Genomic DNA, 16,439 nt, shown 5'->3' on the forward strand with positions numbered 1-16,439 from the left:
TACTGGCTGGTCGGGCTGACGATGCCTGACTGCACATTTTAGGGTAAAATGTGAACCCATACCGCTATGTCATAGGACGCCGGGTATGAGCAGCAACCATCCGTCGTTAACGGTAGACAAGGAGAGGTGTGAGTGAGGCAGTTGCCAAGAATTCTGTTACTGCTGCTCGCGACAGTCGTTGTGATTGTGGCGCTGCTCGTCAGCGCGCTGCGTCTGGCGATGCCGCATCTCGATACCTATCGCAGTCAGGTCCTTCAGTGGGTTTCTGACGCCAGCGGCGTCAACGTGAAAGCCAGTGAGCTACGTGGCAAGTGGGAAAATTTTGGGCCCACGCTACAAATCCGCAATTTAGACGTCGATATGAAAGAGACGGGTTCGCTCTCTATCGCGCGTATCACCGTGGCACTGGACGTCTGGCAGTCACTGCTTCACTGGCGCTGGCAGTTCCGCGATCTTACCTTTTGGCAGTTACATCTCGACAGCACTCAGCCTCTGTTAACCAGTGACAATGACAAGCACAGTTTCAAACTCACCCAGGTTAACGATCTGTTTTTGCGCCAGTTCGATCACTTTGACCTGCGTGACAGCACCATTCGTTTTATCACGCCATCCGGCCAACATGCTGAACTGGCGATACCGAAACTGACATGGCTGAATGAAAACACCCGCCATCGGGCTGAAGGTGAAGTCAGCTTGTCGAGCTTTACCGGCCAGCACGGCGTGGTGCAGGTCCGTCTCGACCTGAAAGACAGCGATGGCTTGCTCAACGATGGTCGTATCTGGATGCAGGCTGATGACGTTGATATGCGCCCCTGGCTGGGCCGCTGGGTGAGGGATAATACGCGTCTTGACAGTGCCCAATTCAGTCTGGCGGCCTGGGTTAATTTGCGCGATGGCGACGTCTATTCCGGCGATCTGCTGTTAAGCCGGGGCGGGGCAAGCTGGCAGGGCGAAAGCGGCCCACATACGCTGAGCGTTGATAACCTTACTGCTCATCTGTCGCGTTACAAAAATGGCTGGGTGGTTAATGTGCCGCAAACCAAACTCAGCACAGACGGTAACGCCTGGCCCACTGGTCATTTTTCGCTGCTCTGGCAACCTCAGGACACGCAGATGATGGGCAGCAACGGCGAGGCTGAGGTACGGGTTCGCGCGACACAACTGGCGCTGGACCATATTGCCCCCCTGGTGCCGCTGTTTGCGCCCTTATCACCGGCGCTGTTTGATAACTGGCGAGCACTGCGACCTCGCGGCACCATTGACGGGCTGGCCCTGGATATGCCTGTTGAACAGCCTGAGCAGACACGCTTTCAGGTCAAATGGCGAGATTTTAGCTGGCAGTACTGGAAACTGGTTCCGGGAATAAGTCATTTAAGTGGCGAGGCAGCAGGCAGCCTGAACAACGGCCAGGCCAGGATTGCGATGGGTCAGGCTACGGTGCCTTATGGCGATATGTTCCAGGCTCCGTTAGAGATCAAGAAGGTGACCGGCAGCATGAACTGGCTGCGTGACCAGCACGGACTGACTCTGGCAGGTCAGGATCTTGATGTACAGGCGCGTTCACTCTGGGCGCATGGCGATTTCCGTTATCAGCAAAATACCGATACGCATCCTCAGCTGGATATCCTGGCCGGGATCAACGTTACTGACGCGGGCGATGCCTGGCGCTATTTCCCAACGCCGTTAATGGGACATTCACTTACGCGCTATCTGAGCGGTGCCGTAAAAGGGGGCAGGGTCGACAATGCCACGCTGCTGTTCAACGGCAATCCGGCGCTTTTCCCCTTCCAGCACAACGACGGCATGTTTCAGGTCTGGGTGCCGTTACGCAAGGCTACCTATGGCTTCCAGCCGGGCTGGCCGGATATCAGCAATCTCGATATCGATCTCAACTTTCTCAATGACGGTCTGTGGATGCAGGCTCCTCTGGCAAAACTGGGGGAGGTCAATGCCCGCAACGTCAGCGCCGTCATTCCTGATTACATGAAGGAAAAGTTGATTATTAATGGCGATATCAGCGGTGATGGGCAGGAAATTGGCGAATACTTCCAGCACACGCCACTTAAGACCTCACTGGGTGCGGCGCTGGAGCAGCTACAGATTAAAGGCCTGACCAGGGGCCATCTCAAACTTGATATTCCGCTCGATGGCAAGGATGTTCACGCCAGCGGTGATGTGGTGATGAACAATAACAGCCTGCATATCAAGCCACTGAACACCACCATGACGCATCTGACAGGACAATTTCGTTATGACAACGGCAATCTCGAAAGCGATCAGATGCAGGCTAACTGGTTTGGTCAGCCACTCAATGTCAGTTTTAGTACGAAAGAAAACCCCGATGATTTTGGCGTTAACGTAAAGTTGCTTGCTGACTGGCAGCTGGCAAAAATCACCGGAATGCCGCCTCAGATTGGCACCCAACTGGCCGGGCATCTTCCCTGGCAGGGTGAGGTGAACGTTTCCTTACCGCACAAGGGCGGCGCGCGTTATGACGTGGCCTTGAAAGGTGACGGAAAAGAAGTAAGTAGTCGCTTACCTTCGCCGCTTGATAAAAAAGCGGGCGAAAGCCTGCCGATCGCCGTCAATGCTAAAGGCGATTTAACGCATTTTGATCTCAGCGGTAGCGTGGATGAACGACATAAGTTCAACAGCCGCTGGCTGCTGGAACCCACTCTGCGCGTTGATCGGGGCATCTGGCTTAACGATACAAAAGCCCTACCGACGTTGCCAGATCGGTCGGGAATGGTGCTGAACCTGCCGGCGCTGGATGGCGAAGCCTGGGCGGCATTGATGGCGACCGGCGACGGCGGATCGACACGTTCGACCACGGGCGAGCATCAGGTGGGCGGCGCAACGCTGCCGGGCAATATTATCCTGCGCAGTCCTTCTGTGACTCTGGCCGGGCAACAGTGGCATAACGTTGACACCTCTCTCACTCAGGAAATGAGTGGCAAGACCCGGGTGAAGGTCAACGCCGATGAGCTTAGAGGCCAGTTAACGACCTCACCTTCGGCCCCGTGGCAGATGGCACTGGATTACCTGTATTACAATCCAGAATGGAAGGCGACGGCCAATCAAAAAGGCGCATCGACTTCACCGCTGGGACAAAAGAGCGAGCGGATCGATTTTAGTCAGTGGCCTGCCTTACAGCTGCAGTGTGTGGAATGCTGGCTGATGGGGCAGAAGTATGGCCGGGTGAATGCCAGACTGCAGCCCAATGGAAGTACGTTAGCACTCACTAATGGATTGGTTGACACCGGCACCTCGCGCCTGAATATTCAGGGCGAATGGGTTAATCGTCCAGACGACCAGCGAACGTCATTGAAAGGCACATTACAGGGCAGCAACATCAATAACGCCACCAACTGGTTTGGCGTAAATACACCGCTGCGGGATGCGCCTTTCAAGATTGATTACGATCTTCACTGGCGATCTGCACCGTGGCAGCCTGCAGCGGAAACGCTGAGCGGCACATTAAAAACGCACTTTGGCAAAGGGCAAATCAGTGATGTGGATACCGGCGCTGCGGGACAGATCCTGCGTCTGCTGAGCTTTGATGCGCTGTTACGCAAACTGCGTTTTGACTTCAGCGATACCTTTAACAAAGGATTCTACTTCGACGCCATCAATGGCACCGCCTGGATTGAAAATGGCGTTGTACGCACGGATAACCTGCTTGTCGATGGGCTGGAAGCGGATATCGCCATGCAGGGGAATATGGACCTGGTGAAGCGCCGCATCGATATGGAAGCGATAGTCACGCCAGAAATCTCAGCCTCCGTCGGCGTAGCGACTGCGTTTGCCATCAATCCGGTGGTAGGCGCCGCGGTATTTGCTGCCAGCAAGGTGCTGGGGCCGCTCTGGAGTAAGATTTCCGTGCTGCGTTATCACATCAGTGGGCCGCTGGATAAGCCTGAAATTGATGAAGTAATGCGTAAACCACGCGAAACCTATAACAAGTGATATTTGACGGCGTAACATAATTGCCGCAGGCTATGATTATCCGAGCACATATTAAGTGAGAAACGATGACTCTGAATCTGGTAAGTGAGCAGTTGCTAACTGCTAACAACATTAATCAGCAGGACCTTTTTTCCCTGTTAGGGCAGCTTTCAGAACGTCGTCTGGACTATGCCGATCTCTATTTTCAGTCCAGCTTCCATGAATCCTGGGTTCTGGAAGATAAAATCATTAAAGACGGGTCCTACCATATCGATCAGGGCGTGGGCGTACGCGCCGTAAGCGGTGAAAAAACCGGCTTTGCCTATGCTGACCAAATTACCCTGAATGCGTTGCGTTTATCTTCTGAAGCGGCACGCAGCATTGTGCGTGAACAAGGCAACGGCAAGGCACAGACGCTGTCGGCCGTAGTTAACCGCTCGCTGTACGCGCCGGTTGATCCGCTCGGTAGCCTGAGCCGTGAAGATAAAATAGCCCTTCTGCATCGTGTAGACCAGGTCGCACGTGCTGCCGATCCCCGCGTTCAGGAAGTCAATGCCAGCCTGACTGGCGTCTATGAGCAGGTGCTGGTTGCCGCCACTGACGGCACCTTAGCCGCCGACGTCCGCCCACTGGTTCGTCTGTCCATTAGCGTCCAGGTTGAGGATCAGGGCAAGCGTGAGCGCGGTTCAAGCGGCGGCGGTGCGCGTACCGGCTATGCCTTTTTCCTGGCCGATGAGAACGGCGAGGTGCGGGCCGATGCCTGGGCTCGTGAGGCTGTGCGCATGGCGCTGGTCAATCTGTCAGCGGTGGCTGCGCCTGCAGGAACCTTACCCGTGGTGTTGGGCGCTGGCTGGCCGGGCGTACTGCTGCACGAAGCCGTTGGTCACGGCCTTGAAGGCGATTTTAATCGCCGTGGCACATCGGTCTTTAGCGGCAAGATGGGTCAACTGGTCGCTTCTGATCTGTGCACCGTTGTCGATGACGGCACGATTGATGGATTGCGGGGTTCGTTAGCTATCGACGATGAAGGCGTGCCGGGGCAATACAATGTGCTGATCGAAAATGGCGTATTGAAAGGCTATATGCAGGATAAGCTGAATGCACGACTGATGGGGGTGAATCCCACCGGTAATGGTCGTCGCGAATCCTATGCGCACCTGCCGATGCCGCGTATGACAAATACCTATATGCTGGCCGGTAAATCCACGCCGCAGGACATCATTGAAAGCGTGGAGTACGGATTATATGCCCCTAACTTTGGCGGCGGTCAGGTCGATATCACTTCCGGAAAGTTTGTGTTCTCCACCTCGGAAGCCTATCTGATTGAGAAGGGCAAAGTGACCAAACCGGTTAAAGGCGCGACACTGATCGGCTCCGGTATCGAGGCAATGCAGCAAATTTCGATGGTTGGCAACGACCTGGCGCTGGATAAAGGCGTAGGCGTCTGTGGTAAGGAAGGACAGAGCCTGCCGGTAGGCGTGGGGCAACCCACACTCAAGCTGGATAAGCTGACTATCGGCGGCACCGCCTGACCGAGACGCAAAACCCGCCAACTGGCGGGTTTTTAGCTTTTGCGGTGCTGTTTGTACTGCTCGGCAACCTGCTCGAAATACTGCGTCAGATAGTCGATACAAACCTGCACTTTCAGCGGCAACTTGTCTCTTTCAGTATAAAGCGCATACACCGGTCGTGGGTCAGATTGGTACTGCGGGAACAAAATATCAATCTCACCTTTCTTGATTTCATCCGCCACCCACATCATCGGTACATAGGCGATGCCATTACCGGCCTTAAGCCAGCGGATGAGCGTCTGAGAGTCATTGGTGACAAAACGCCCCTGCGGTGATAAACGCGTGACGATGCCTTCGGGGGCAATCAGCTCAAAATTGTTATCTGGCCTTACGCTGTATTCCAGCCAGGCAAATTTAGTGATATCACCTGGTTTCTCCGGCGTCCCATGCTGCGTCAGATAGTTTTTAGCGGCACAGACTACCATTGGCATCGCCCCGAGTCGGCGCGAGAACAGGCTCGAATCCTTTAAAGCGCCCACCCGGATCACCACGTCCAGTCCGTCCGCGATTAAATCTGGCGCAGGAATACCGGTGACCAGGTTTACGCTCAGCCCCGGGTAATCACGCAGCATGTCGCTCGTCATACCGGCCAGCACGTTCTGTGCCATCGTGGAAGAGCTGCCAATGCGTAGTACGCCGATCGGCGTGTTGTTAAACGCATAAAGCTGTTCGTGAACCTGGTTAGCTTCTGCCAGCATACGGCGACAGCCCTGATAGTAGATTTTACCGGCTTCAGTGAGTCCAATGCTGCGCGTACTGCGGTTGAGTAACTTTACCTGCAGCGCATCTTCCAGTTTGGCGACTATCTGGCTGATTGATGACACGCTAAGGTGAAGCTGTCGTGCGGCCGCAGTAAAAGAACCCAGTTCAACTACTTTGGCAAAAATCGACATACCTTTGAGTCGTTCCATTGTTTACTCTGGCTAAAAAGTGATTTAGATCACATTCAGTAGAAAACGTATAGTTAAGCGCGTTACTATATGTCGACCGGGGTATGACCTGGCGACGCTTCATTACCTGAAAACACCCGATGATACGCTATTATTAAGTCAGCCGTAGTTCAGATGTGGCTTATGGCGCGCAGGCGTTTGCGTCCTTCAGGCGGTGAATTATCCCGGCCGTATCGAACTAAGGATTTTTAATGAGTGTACTTCCGGTATTTGTCATGTTTGGGCTCTCTTTTCCGCCCATTTTCATCGAACTCATCGTTTCGCTCATGCTGTTCTGGATAGTGAAACGCGTGCTGACGCCCAGCGGTATCTACGATCTTGTCTGGCATCCGGCACTCTTCAATACAGCCCTTTACTGCTGTGTATTTTATCTGGTATCCCGTTTATTTGTTTGAGGTTTACGTGAACACGCTTATAAGAAAAATCGCGCGTTACGCGATCACCATCCTGCTGGTCATCATCGCCGCCATCATCATATTCCGTGCCTGGGTGTTCTATACCGAATCCCCCTGGACACGCGATGCAAGGTTTGCGGCCGATGTGGTCGCGATTTCACCTGATGTCACCGGGTTAATTACCGAGGTTCCCGTTCACGATAACCAACTGGTTAAAAAAGGTGACACGCTGTTTGTGGTCGATCGTCCACGTTACCAAAAAGCGTTAGATGAAGCGCAGGCTGATGTGGAATATTACCAGGCACTGGTCAATGAAAAACGTCGTGAGGCCGGACGTCGAAACCGACTCGGGACCTCCGCGATGTCACGCGAAGCCATTGAGCAGTCCAACAACGATCTGCAAACCAGTGAACATCAACTGGCTAAATCTGTCGCTACCCGCGATCTGGCTAAGATCGACCTGGAACGAACCACGATCACCGCGCCGTCAGATGGATGGGTGACGAACCTGAACGTCTACCAGGGCGAATTCATCACGCGGGGAGCGGTTGCCGTGGCGCTGGTTCAGCAGCGCTCATTTTACGTGCTGGCTTATCTCGAAGAGACCAAACTGCATGGTGTGCGCCCTGGCTTTCGGGCCGAGATCACACCATTGGGTAGCAATGTGACGCTGCGCGGTGCGGTTGACAGCATCGCGGCAGGGGTGACGAATAGCAGCAGCAGTATTGACAGTAAAGGAATGGCAACGGTTCAGTCTAACCTGGAGTGGGTACGCCTGGCGCAGCGCGTACCGGTTCGCATCCGTCTTGACCAGCAACCCGGCAATCACTATCCGGCCGGAACGACAGCGACCGTGGTCATCACGGGTGCAGAGGATCGTCAGCACACCGATACATCGCCTGTCATGTCCTTCTTTAACCGCCTGCGTGAGTTTGGTTAAGAGGACGCTATGACTGAGTTCCTGCGCTTCCCGATAAAGCTGACTTTTGCGCTGGTTGCGGCGCTGATGATCGGCTTTCATCTCAACCTTGAAACTCCCCGCTGGGCCGTCATGACGGCGGGCATTGTGGCAGGCGGGACGGCGTTTGCGGCAGGCGGCGATCCCTATTCGGGTGCATTACGCTATCGCGGTATTCTTCGAATCATCGGAACATTTATTGGCTGTGTCGCCGCGCTGGTCATCATGATTGCGACCGTGCGCGCACCGGTAGTCATGCTGCTGTTGTGTTGTATTTGGGCGGGGTTCTGCGTATGGCTGTCCTCATTGATCAAGGTTGAAAACTCCTACGCGCTCGGACTGGCTGGTTACACCGCGTTAATTATTGTCGTAACGGCGAATGCCAGTGGTGGGCTGACGCTGGTTCCGCAATATGCCGTGGAACGCTGTAGCGAGATCATTTTAGGGATTCTTTGCGCCATTCTGGCCGATATGATTTTCTCGCCACGTTCGATTAAAAAAGTGATTGATGCTGAAGTTGACTCGCTGCTGGTGGCGCATTACAGGTTGCTGCAGCTGTGCGTGGCGCATGAGGACAAAGAGGAAGTCGATAAGGCCTGGGGGGCTTTGGTACGGCGTACCACGGCGCTCAGCAGTATGCGTAGCCAGTTGATGATGGAGTCTTCGCGCTGGCAGAATACGAGTCGACGGCTGCAAATGCTGAACACGCTGTCACTGACGATGATTACTCAGGCGGCCGAAACCTTTTTAATTCAAAACTCACGGCCTGACTACATTGCAACGCAATATCGTGTGTTAATGGAGAAAGAGGCAGCGACGGCAGAAGACGTACACAAGCGTATGAAAGCGCTGCGACGGTTAATTGCCGTCAGCAGTAAAACGTTCCCCGAGACGCTGGAAAGCTGGGTTGAAGCAGCAACGGAATATCAGCTGCTGACGCATGGCATTAAAAGCAACGGCCGTATCACAGCGCTGGAGGAGGGGATTCTTCAACGCGAGGTCGTAATTCAGGCTCGTTCTGCTGAAACCCACCATGCGATGATTAACGGTGTTCGCACCTTTGTCGCGACTGCGCTCGGTTCACTGTTCTGGCTCTATACCGGCTGGACATCAGGTAGCGGCTGTATGGTCATGTTGGGCGTGATTACGGCACTGGCGATGCGCATGCCTAATCCGCTCATGATGGCTAAAGACTTTGTTTACGGTATGACGGTGGCGATCCCGCTGGGCGCACTCTATTTCATGTATATTTTGCCCAACACCCAACAAAGTGCCGTACTGCTGTGCATTGCCATCGGCCTGTTAGGGTTTATTTCCGGCATTTTAATTCAGCGCAGGCAGATTGGTACGCTGGGCGCCATGGTCGGCACAATCAACGTGCTGGTGCTGGATAATCCGATGCAGTTCAACTTTACGCAGTTTATCGACAATGCGCTGGGACAGTGGATCGGCAGCTTCGTTGCGTTGATGGTCATCCTGTTGATTCGGGATAAATCCAAAGCGCGCACGGGCCGTAAATTACTCAACCGCTTCATGTATGCGGCAGTCTCGGCGATGACCACTAACCAGGCTCGCCGCCGTGAAAACCATCTTCCGGCACTCTATCAGCAGCTCTTTTTACTGCTTAACCTGTTCCCGGGTGACATCGACAAATATCGCATTGCTCTGACCTTAATCATCGGCCATCAGCGATTGCGTGCTGCCGATGTGCCGGTTAATGCCGATCTGTCTGCGTATCATCGCCAGCTGCGCCACACGGCGGATCGGATCATCTCGGTAAGCAGTGACGAAAAGCGCCGTTACTATTTCGAACGATTACTCAAAGAGCTGGATGTCTATCAGCACAAGCTGGCGCACTATGACGCCCCAACCAGCGTGACCGAGCCGGTGACGCGACTGGCTGAGATGTTGAAAAAATATCAAAATACGCTCGTCCAAATCTGAATTATGGCCGCGGCAAGCGCTGGCGGCCATGATGTTCCCCCGTGTTACCCGACCTGTCATTTTTGCCATCTATACTTTCCTGACAGATGACAAACCGACAGGAGCACCTAATGCATTCTTCACTGCGCGACAGCGAACTGTTCCAGACAGGCTATCTGGTAAAGGGTCAATGGCTGCGTACCACGTCTACCTTTGACGTGACGAATCCTGCCACGGGCGAGGTCGTCGCTCAGGTAGCAAAAGCAGGAAAAACGGAAACGGAAGCTGCAATAAAGGCTGCCCAGGATGCTTTCCCAGCGTGGCGAGCACAGACCGCCAAGGGGCGTTCAGAACTGTTGTACCGCTGGTATAGGTTAATCATTGAACACAAACGCTGGCTGGCTGAGCTCATGACAACGGAGCAAGGTAAGCCGCTTAAGGAAGCAGAAGGCGAAGTGGAATATGCCGCCAGCTTTATTCAATGGTTCGCCGAGCAGGCTAAACGGGCTAACGGTGAAATCATCCCTCCTGCCAAAGCGGGCTCGCGCATTCTGGCAACCCGTGAGCCGGTCGGCGTCGTCGCCGCTATCACGCCCTGGAATTTCCCTATGGCGATGCTGACACGTAAGTTAGGTCCGGCGCTGGCAGCGGGATGTACAGGCATTATTAAACCCGCGAATAACACGCCGCTTTCCGCATTTGCCTTACTGGCGCTGGCCCAAAAAGCCGGCATCCCTGATGGCGTGCTTAACGGTGTAGCAGGCGACACGCATGCCATTAGTGATGCCATTATGGCCAGCAAAGCCGTGCGTAAAATTTCCTTTACCGGTTCCACGGCAGTGGGGAAAACGCTGATGCGTAACGCCGCTGAAACCATGAAAAAGGTTTCGATGGAACTGGGCGGTAATGCGCCCTATATCGTTTTTGAAGATGCGGATATCAATGCAGCCGTGCAGGGAGCCATCGCCAATAAATTCCGCAATGCAGGTCAGGTTTGTGTCAGCGTTAACCGCTTTTTCATTCACAGTGCAGTTTACGAACGTTTTACAACCCAACTGGCCGCTGAGGTGGATAAACTTAGCGTCGGAAACGGCATGGATAATGGCGTGGTCGTGGGCCCGTTAATCGAATCATCAGCATTAGAAAAAGTCGAAGAGCATGTCAAAGATGCCATTGCTCAGGGCGGAAAAGTGCTGACGGGTGGTCGGCGGCACGCGCTGGGCGGCAATTTTTGGCAACCAACGGTCATTGTTGAGGCACATGAAGGCATGAAACTGGCTCAGGAAGAAACGTTTGGCCCGGTGGCAGCCTGTTTCCGCTTTGATGACGAAGAAGAGGTTATCCGTCGTGCCAACCAGACGGAATACGGGCTGGCGGCGTATTTTTATACGCAAAACCTGCAGCGGGTATTCCGGGTCTCTGCCGCGCTCGAAAGTGGAATGATTGGCATCAATGAGTGTGCGGTTTCGACAGAGTTGGCCCCCTTTGGCGGCGTGAAAGAGTCTGGTCTGGGACGTGAAGGATCGGTACTGGGGATGGATGAGTACCTGGAGGTCAAAGCGCTGCACCTCGGCGGGTTAAGTTAGATGAACATCCGGGCGGCGCAGGGCCGCCCGGAACCGGATAACGGGAGTCGCCATTATGAGAGTCGAGCGTTTTGATTTTAATGAGATTGTCGATCAGGCCCATTTCTTACGGCAATTTTGCGAACGCTTTGCTTTAAAGGCGTACGCCATCTGTGATTTGGATGGATTGTGGGACATCATTGCCTGCAAAGGTTTACCTCTCCCCCTGAAAATAGAGTTTGTGAATTTAGGGCAAGGGCAGAAGAGGCGTTATGGCGCCTTAATTCTGCTGTTCGACGAGGCGGAAGAGGAGCTGGAAGGACAGCTGCAGTTTAACGTAATAGAGCGTTAACAGCGTTCAATGCCGACTAGCGTGTTTTATCTGGCCGCTCACGTGCGAGAAATTCCTCGAGAGCTCTCTCAACGTCACCGTTTGCTGACGCTGAGCATTTTCAGGTCGTGCTAACCTGCCACCTCATCATCAGGACAGGTTACATGAAAAGTAAAAATGGCACGCCCACGCCCCATGATGCAACATTCCGTCAATTTTTGTCTCAGCCCACCATTGCCCGTGATTTTATGGCATTGCATCTTCCGGCAGAGTTTCTCGCGCTGTGCGATCTGGATACGTTGAAACTGGAGTCTGGCGCTTTTGTTGAAGAGGACTTACGGCAATATTTTAGCGATATACTGTACAGTCTAAAAACCACAAGCCGCGATGATGGCTATATCCATGTGTTGATTGAACATCAGTCATCACCTGACAGGCATATGGCATTCAGACTGATGCGTTATGCCATTGCGGCAATGCTGCGGCATCTGGATGCCGGGCACAAAAAACTCCCGTTAGTCATTCCGGTTTTATTCTACAGTGGCAAACGCAGTCCCTATCCCTATAGTACTCGCTGGCTGGACGAATTTTCGGTTCCCGCCTACGCCAGTCGGCTCTACAGCAACGCTTTTCCGCTAGTGGACGTGACGGTGATTCCAGATGAGGACATTGTCGGTCACCGCAGCATGGCTGCATTAACACTGCTGCAAAAGCATATTCATCAAAGAGATTTGGCAGAACTCATCGATAAGCTGGCCCCTGTCATACTGGCGGGTTATCTCTCTTCATCACAGGTTATATCGTTGGTAAACTATCTTTTACAGGCGGGCGAAACCGCGGACGCTGACCTTTTCGTCAGAACGCTGGCGCAGCGGGTGCCGCAACATGAGGATGCATTGATGACCATCGCACAGCAGCTTGAGCAGAAAGGCATTGAAAAGGGCCTTCAGCTAGGTGAACAACGTGGCCTGGCGAAAGGCCGCAGTGAGGGAGAACGGTCGGCTGCACTAAAAATCGCGCGAACAATGCTGCAAAACGGTTTGCCTCCCAGCCTCGTCGCAGAGATGACCGGACTGTCAGACGATGATTTGGCGCAGATTGCCCATTGATATGCTGCGCCTTAGGTCGGTGATTTACGGTACTGCTGGCAGAGTCTTAATCCCCCGCGTAAGCCCGACTTCTTCTGCTCAGTCGTTTTATGTCGCTGAATCCTGTCGATTAACATTGGCGGATGAAGGCTGCCTTTGCTTACCCCCTGTCACAGTTCACTAACCGCGCATTTCAGGCAAAAAAAAGCCCCGGCGAGCGGGGCTAAAGGGTTCGTCATACGTCAGACGAGGAACTATTTGTACAGCTGCGCGGTGATGTGGTAGCTGTCACCGGTATTAGCCTCAATGATTTTATAGGCACTTGCGCCTTGTTCATCCGCTTTCTGGGACAGCTGGGCGCGATAGTCAATGGGTGAACCCGCAACGCCACTGATGCTTACGGTTCCCGCAGGTTGCAGATTCTGCGTTTGATCGGCCGTGACGAGCTGCGCTGCTGAAGCGCCAAAAGCGATCACGGAGAGCAGACTAACTGTTGCGATGGTTGATTTGATGTTCATGATTTATTCCTCATAGCAATCAACAACCTGCGGAATGGCATACATAGAGCGGGTCATCGATTTTGTCAGGGCGGCAACATTGCCGCAGATGAATTATTTATACAGTTCGGCGGTGACGTGGAAGGTATCGTCACGGCTGTTCTCAATTACGCGGTAATGGCCCGCACCTTGTGCATCCGCTTTCTCAGACAGTACCTGGCGGACGTTGGTCTGGTCGCCATTGATACCGCTTACGCTAATTGTTTGGTTTAGCGGCTGCAGATTCATGTCTTGCGCCTGCTGATTTGTGACCATGCTAGCGGCATTGGCACCAAAAGAGAGCAGTGAGGCCACGCCCAGCGCGGCAATCGTTAATTGAATTTTCATCATTCATTCTCCGGTAAGGATGTTTAACCAGCGGTCGCATAGGGACAGCGGGTTACCTGTCAGGTGCTGCGAGTTTATTTGTACAGCTCAGCCGTCGCGTGGTAGTTGCCGTCGTTATAGGCCTCAATAACACGGAAAGCTTTCGCGCCTTGTTGATCGGCTTTATCGCTCAGTTGCTGTCTGATATCGGATGGCGCGCCAGCCACACCGCTCACGCTTACCGTGCCAACAGGCTGCAGATTTTGTGCTTGTGAAGCAGAAATATAATCTGCTGCAGAAGCGCCGAATGACAGGGCAGATAAAATGCTCAAGGCAGCGATGGTAGATTTAGTTTTCATAAAAGATGTCCTCGTCCTGGTTGTTCTTCTTTTTTATTAGTGTGATTCACATCACGGAAACAAGTATAGGACTAATAACGTCAGAAATTAATATCTGCCTAATAATGTTTTGTTGATGCAATTTAACCATTTGGGATTTTTTAATAACTAAAAGTTATTAAAAGTGGCTAAAATGCCACCATGGGCGGGTAATTACGCTTAAAAACAGTAAGATACGTTACTTTAACTTTTAGTGCGAAAAATCATGGTTGATCTGGCTGCTTATCTGTTTTGGTCTGGGCGATGACGCCGGTATTTGAATGTAAAGCAGTGTAAAATAGCGCGTAATGTTAAAGGTGGTAAAGGGTATGACCAATATTTGATACGCTGAAAATGATGCGGCTTAAGAGTAATGTCTTGAAAAGTAACATATAGGCTGAAAGAGAGCTGACAGAAGAAAGAGGGGGATAATGGGAAGAATAAACCGGCGATGTGCTGCCGGTTAGCGGGAACGACTACAGCTCTTGTTCAAACAGGACAAGGATAGCATCGTGAAGTTGTTTGACGGTAAAGGCGCGTGCCGGTGTGATAAAAATGGTGTCATCACCCGCAATTGTCCCCAGAATCCCCTCAGATTTACCCAGAGAATCCAACAGGCGAGCGATCAGCTGCGCTGCGCCAGGGCTGGTATGGATCACGACCAGCGCATCGTTGTAGTCAATATCCAGAACCAGATTTTTCAATGGACTGGTTGTTGTCGGCACGCCCAGCTCGGCAGGCAAACAGTACACCATCTCCATTTTGGCATTGCGGGTCCGCACCGCGCCAAACTTTGTCAGCATCCGGGAAACTTTAGACTGGTTGATGTTCTCAAAGCCGTCTTCCTGAAGCGCCTGAACGATTTCGCCCTGAGAACTGAATTTTTCTTCTTTTAATAAAGCCTTGAAGGCTTTGATCAGATCGTCTTGTTTCGATGGGTTTCGCATAATTTACCAGTAAATGTAAGAAAAACCGCGGAGCAGACCGCAGTAAAGTCATTATTATGCATATAAATGAATTTTTATGCAATTGATTGTTAATTGAACGGGGCAGTATCCATGGCGGGCGGCGATAATAGCAAAGAATTTACTCAGACCAAAACCCAGCTCACAGCCTGAAAAGGCAAAGGTTGCAAAGCTGTTATATTATTGATGAGGTAAGAAAATAAAAATTTACACTGCCGTTCTCTGTCTGCCGACGTCAATGTTGTCGGTTTCAGGTGATACCGGCCAACTCCCGCAGTTGGAGAGAAAGCCTGTCACCGTCGTCGGCGCTTACCTGAGGTAGCCCTGACACGGCAAACGGGTTAGCTCGTTGTCTGCAACGCAGGATGAGGGCGATATAGCGATGATAAGTAAGTTTTTAAATCCGTAGATTACGGGCTTTAGCGCGTAAAATAGTCTCGGATACCCGTCATCACCTGAGCAGTTGATTAAGGTCTGACACAGATGGAATTTCGGCTCTTCTCTGCCCCACCTTAATAAGGAGTTATGAATGAAAGTTGCCGTACTCGGTGCCGCTGGTGGCATAGGCCAGGCGCTAGCACTTCTACTCAAAACCCAGCTTCCCGCAGGTTCAGAACTTTCTCTCTACGACATCGCGCCCGTCACGCCTGGCGTCGCGGTCGATCTCAGCCACATTCCTACCGCAGTTCACGTTAAGGGCTTTAGTGGGGAAGATGCCACCCCGGCTTTAAAAGGCGCGGATGTCGTGCTCATCTCTGCTGGGGTAGCGCGTAAGCCTGGTATGGATCGGGCCGATTTGTTTAACGTCAATGCCGGCATCGTGCGTAATTTGATTGAGCAGGTTGCTACGACAGCGCCGAAAGCCTTAATTGGGGTGATCACCAATCCGGTTAACACGACGGTGGCGATTGCGGCCGAGGTCCTGAAGAAACACGGTGTTTATGACAAGAATCGACTGTTTGGCGTGACAACGCTGGACATTATTCGTGCCAATACCTTTGTCGCTGAGCTGAAAGGCAAACAGCCTGGCGAGGTGGAGGTGCCCGTGGTGGGGGGACACTCAGGCGTCACTATTCTGCCATTACTGTCCCAGGTTGCGGGCGTCAGCTTTAGCGAGCAGGAAGTGGCTGACCTCACCAAACGTATTCAAAACGCCGGTACAGAAGTGGTGGAAGCGAAGGCTGGTGGGGGGTCAGCAACGTTATCCATGGGGCAGGCCGCCGCCCGTTTCGGTTTATCGCTGGTACGTGCCTTAAACGGCGAAGCGAATGTTGTAGAGTGTGCCTACGTGGAAGGCGATGGCGAGCATGCCCGCTTCTTCTCTCAGCCCCTGCTGTTAGGTAAAAACGGCGTGGCGGAGCGTAAGCCTGTTGGTGCCCTTAGCCCGTTTGAACAGCAGGCGCTGGATGGCATGCTGGAAACACTGAAAAAAGATATCGCGCAGGGCGAAGCTTTTGTGAAGCAATAATCCCCGCAGTCCGAACAGAAAAACGCCCGGTTAAACCGGG

The 16,439-nt window shown here is 52.8% G+C and carries 14 protein-coding genes; 9 read left to right on the forward strand and 5 right to left on the reverse strand.

The window, feature by feature from the left end; translation table 11 throughout:
• The first annotated feature begins 132 nt into the window (after positions 1-132).
• A complete protein-coding gene (yhdP, locus tag GKC68_RS02960) occupies positions 133-3,966 on the forward strand; it encodes an AsmA2 domain-containing protein YhdP (RefSeq protein WP_342656563.1) in 3,834 nt (1,277 codons plus the stop codon).
• 65 nt (positions 3,967-4,031) lie between these two features.
• Positions 4,032-5,477, forward strand: coding sequence for a metalloprotease TldD (gene tldD, locus GKC68_RS02965; RefSeq protein ID WP_013027427.1), 1,446 nt, complete (start codon positions 4,032-4,034; stop codon positions 5,475-5,477).
• A 32-nt stretch (positions 5,478-5,509) separates the two neighbouring features.
• Here the strand turns inward: tldD and aaeR are convergent, their stop codons facing one another.
• Positions 5,510-6,427 (reverse strand): HTH-type transcriptional activator AaeR, encoded by a 918-nt coding sequence (gene aaeR / locus GKC68_RS02970; RefSeq protein ID WP_342656564.1) that lies wholly within the window; start codon positions 6,425-6,427, stop codon positions 5,510-5,512.
• 230 nt (positions 6,428-6,657) lie between these two features.
• On the opposite strand from aaeR, the gene aaeX reads away from it, so the two are divergent.
• The 6 genes from aaeX to GKC68_RS03000 all read left to right on the forward strand — a co-directional run bounded on the left by aaeX (position 6,658) and on the right by GKC68_RS03000 (position 12,747).
• Complete coding sequence (gene aaeX / locus GKC68_RS02975) at positions 6,658-6,861, forward strand: p-hydroxybenzoic acid efflux pump operon protein AaeX (RefSeq protein ID WP_013027425.1); 204 nt, start codon at positions 6,658-6,660, stop codon at positions 6,859-6,861.
• Positions 6,862-6,868: 7 nt separating this feature from the next.
• On the forward strand, positions 6,869-7,801 hold the full coding sequence (aaeA, locus tag GKC68_RS02980) for a p-hydroxybenzoic acid efflux pump subunit AaeA (protein ID WP_342656565.1): 933 nt from the start codon (positions 6,869-6,871) through the stop codon (positions 7,799-7,801).
• 9 nt (positions 7,802-7,810) lie between these two features.
• A complete protein-coding gene (gene aaeB, locus GKC68_RS02985) occupies positions 7,811-9,763 on the forward strand; it encodes a p-hydroxybenzoic acid efflux pump subunit AaeB (RefSeq protein WP_342656566.1) in 1,953 nt (650 codons plus the stop codon).
• A gap of 110 nt (positions 9,764-9,873) precedes the next feature.
• Positions 9,874-11,328, forward strand: coding sequence for an NAD-dependent succinate-semialdehyde dehydrogenase (locus GKC68_RS02990; RefSeq protein ID WP_028721894.1), 1,455 nt, complete (start codon positions 9,874-9,876; stop codon positions 11,326-11,328).
• A gap of 55 nt (positions 11,329-11,383) precedes the next feature.
• Positions 11,384-11,659: a hypothetical protein gene (locus tag GKC68_RS02995; RefSeq protein ID WP_028721895.1), complete on the forward strand. Its 276-nt coding sequence runs from the start codon at positions 11,384-11,386 to the stop codon at positions 11,657-11,659.
• Positions 11,660-11,802: 143 nt separating this feature from the next.
• A complete protein-coding gene (locus GKC68_RS03000; RefSeq protein WP_342656567.1) occupies positions 11,803-12,747 on the forward strand; it encodes an Rpn family recombination-promoting nuclease/putative transposase in 945 nt (314 codons plus the stop codon).
• A 233-nt stretch (positions 12,748-12,980) separates the two neighbouring features.
• Here the strand turns inward: GKC68_RS03000 and yhcN (GKC68_RS03005) are convergent, their stop codons facing one another.
• From yhcN (GKC68_RS03005) to argR, 4 genes are all read right to left on the reverse strand, one after another.
• A complete protein-coding gene (gene yhcN / locus GKC68_RS03005; RefSeq protein WP_028721897.1) occupies positions 12,981-13,244 on the reverse strand; it encodes a peroxide/acid stress response protein YhcN in 264 nt (87 codons plus the stop codon).
• A gap of 93 nt (positions 13,245-13,337) precedes the next feature.
• On the reverse strand, positions 13,338-13,610 hold the full coding sequence (locus GKC68_RS03010; protein WP_342656870.1) for a YdgH/BhsA/McbA-like domain containing protein: 273 nt from the start codon (positions 13,608-13,610) through the stop codon (positions 13,338-13,340).
• A gap of 74 nt (positions 13,611-13,684) precedes the next feature.
• Positions 13,685-13,948 (reverse strand): peroxide/acid stress response protein YhcN, encoded by a 264-nt coding sequence (yhcN, locus tag GKC68_RS03015; RefSeq protein ID WP_013027417.1) that lies wholly within the window; start codon positions 13,946-13,948, stop codon positions 13,685-13,687.
• Between the two features lie 494 nt (positions 13,949-14,442).
• Complete coding sequence (gene argR / locus GKC68_RS03020) at positions 14,443-14,913, reverse strand: transcriptional regulator ArgR (RefSeq protein WP_013027416.1); 471 nt, start codon at positions 14,911-14,913, stop codon at positions 14,443-14,445.
• A 547-nt stretch (positions 14,914-15,460) separates the two neighbouring features.
• Between argR and mdh the strand changes: the two genes are divergently transcribed.
• A complete protein-coding gene (mdh, locus tag GKC68_RS03025) occupies positions 15,461-16,399 on the forward strand; it encodes a malate dehydrogenase (RefSeq protein ID WP_058706262.1) in 939 nt (312 codons plus the stop codon).
• Positions 16,400-16,439: the final 40 nt, after the last annotated feature.

The sequence above is a fragment of the Pantoea sp. RSPAM1 genome (genome assembly GCF_038816185.1).
Lineage (GTDB): Bacteria > Pseudomonadota > Gammaproteobacteria > Enterobacterales > Enterobacteriaceae > Pantoea > Pantoea ananatis.

What these genes read in the sequence shown, in the direction of transcription:
- tldD (WP_013027427.1), top strand. Translation starts at nt 4,032, where the DNA reads ATGACTCTGAATCTGGTAAGTGAGCAGTTGCTAACTGCTAACAACATT.
- aaeX (WP_013027425.1), top strand. Translation starts at nt 6,658, where the DNA reads ATGAGTGTACTTCCGGTATTTGTCATGTTTGGGCTCTCTTTTCCGCCC.
- yhcN (WP_013027417.1), bottom strand. Translation starts at nt 13,948, where the DNA reads ATGAAAACTAAATCTACCATCGCTGCCTTGAGCATTTTATCTGCCCTG.
- GKC68_RS03010 (WP_342656870.1), bottom strand. Translation starts at nt 13,610, where the DNA reads ATGAAAATTCAATTAACGATTGCCGCGCTGGGCGTGGCCTCACTGCTC.
- aaeR (WP_342656564.1), bottom strand. Translation starts at nt 6,427, where the DNA reads ATGGAACGACTCAAAGGTATGTCGATTTTTGCCAAAGTAGTTGAACTG.
- GKC68_RS03000 (WP_342656567.1), top strand. Translation starts at nt 11,803, where the DNA reads ATGAAAAGTAAAAATGGCACGCCCACGCCCCATGATGCAACATTCCGT.
- aaeB (WP_342656566.1), top strand. Translation starts at nt 7,811, where the DNA reads ATGACTGAGTTCCTGCGCTTCCCGATAAAGCTGACTTTTGCGCTGGTT.
- GKC68_RS02995 (WP_028721895.1), top strand. Translation starts at nt 11,384, where the DNA reads ATGAGAGTCGAGCGTTTTGATTTTAATGAGATTGTCGATCAGGCCCAT.
- GKC68_RS02990 (WP_028721894.1), top strand. Translation starts at nt 9,874, where the DNA reads ATGCATTCTTCACTGCGCGACAGCGAACTGTTCCAGACAGGCTATCTG.
- argR (WP_013027416.1), bottom strand. Translation starts at nt 14,913, where the DNA reads ATGCGAAACCCATCGAAACAAGACGATCTGATCAAAGCCTTCAAGGCT.
- mdh (WP_058706262.1), top strand. Translation starts at nt 15,461, where the DNA reads ATGAAAGTTGCCGTACTCGGTGCCGCTGGTGGCATAGGCCAGGCGCTA.
- yhcN (WP_028721897.1), bottom strand. Translation starts at nt 13,244, where the DNA reads ATGAACATCAAATCAACCATCGCAACAGTTAGTCTGCTCTCCGTGATC.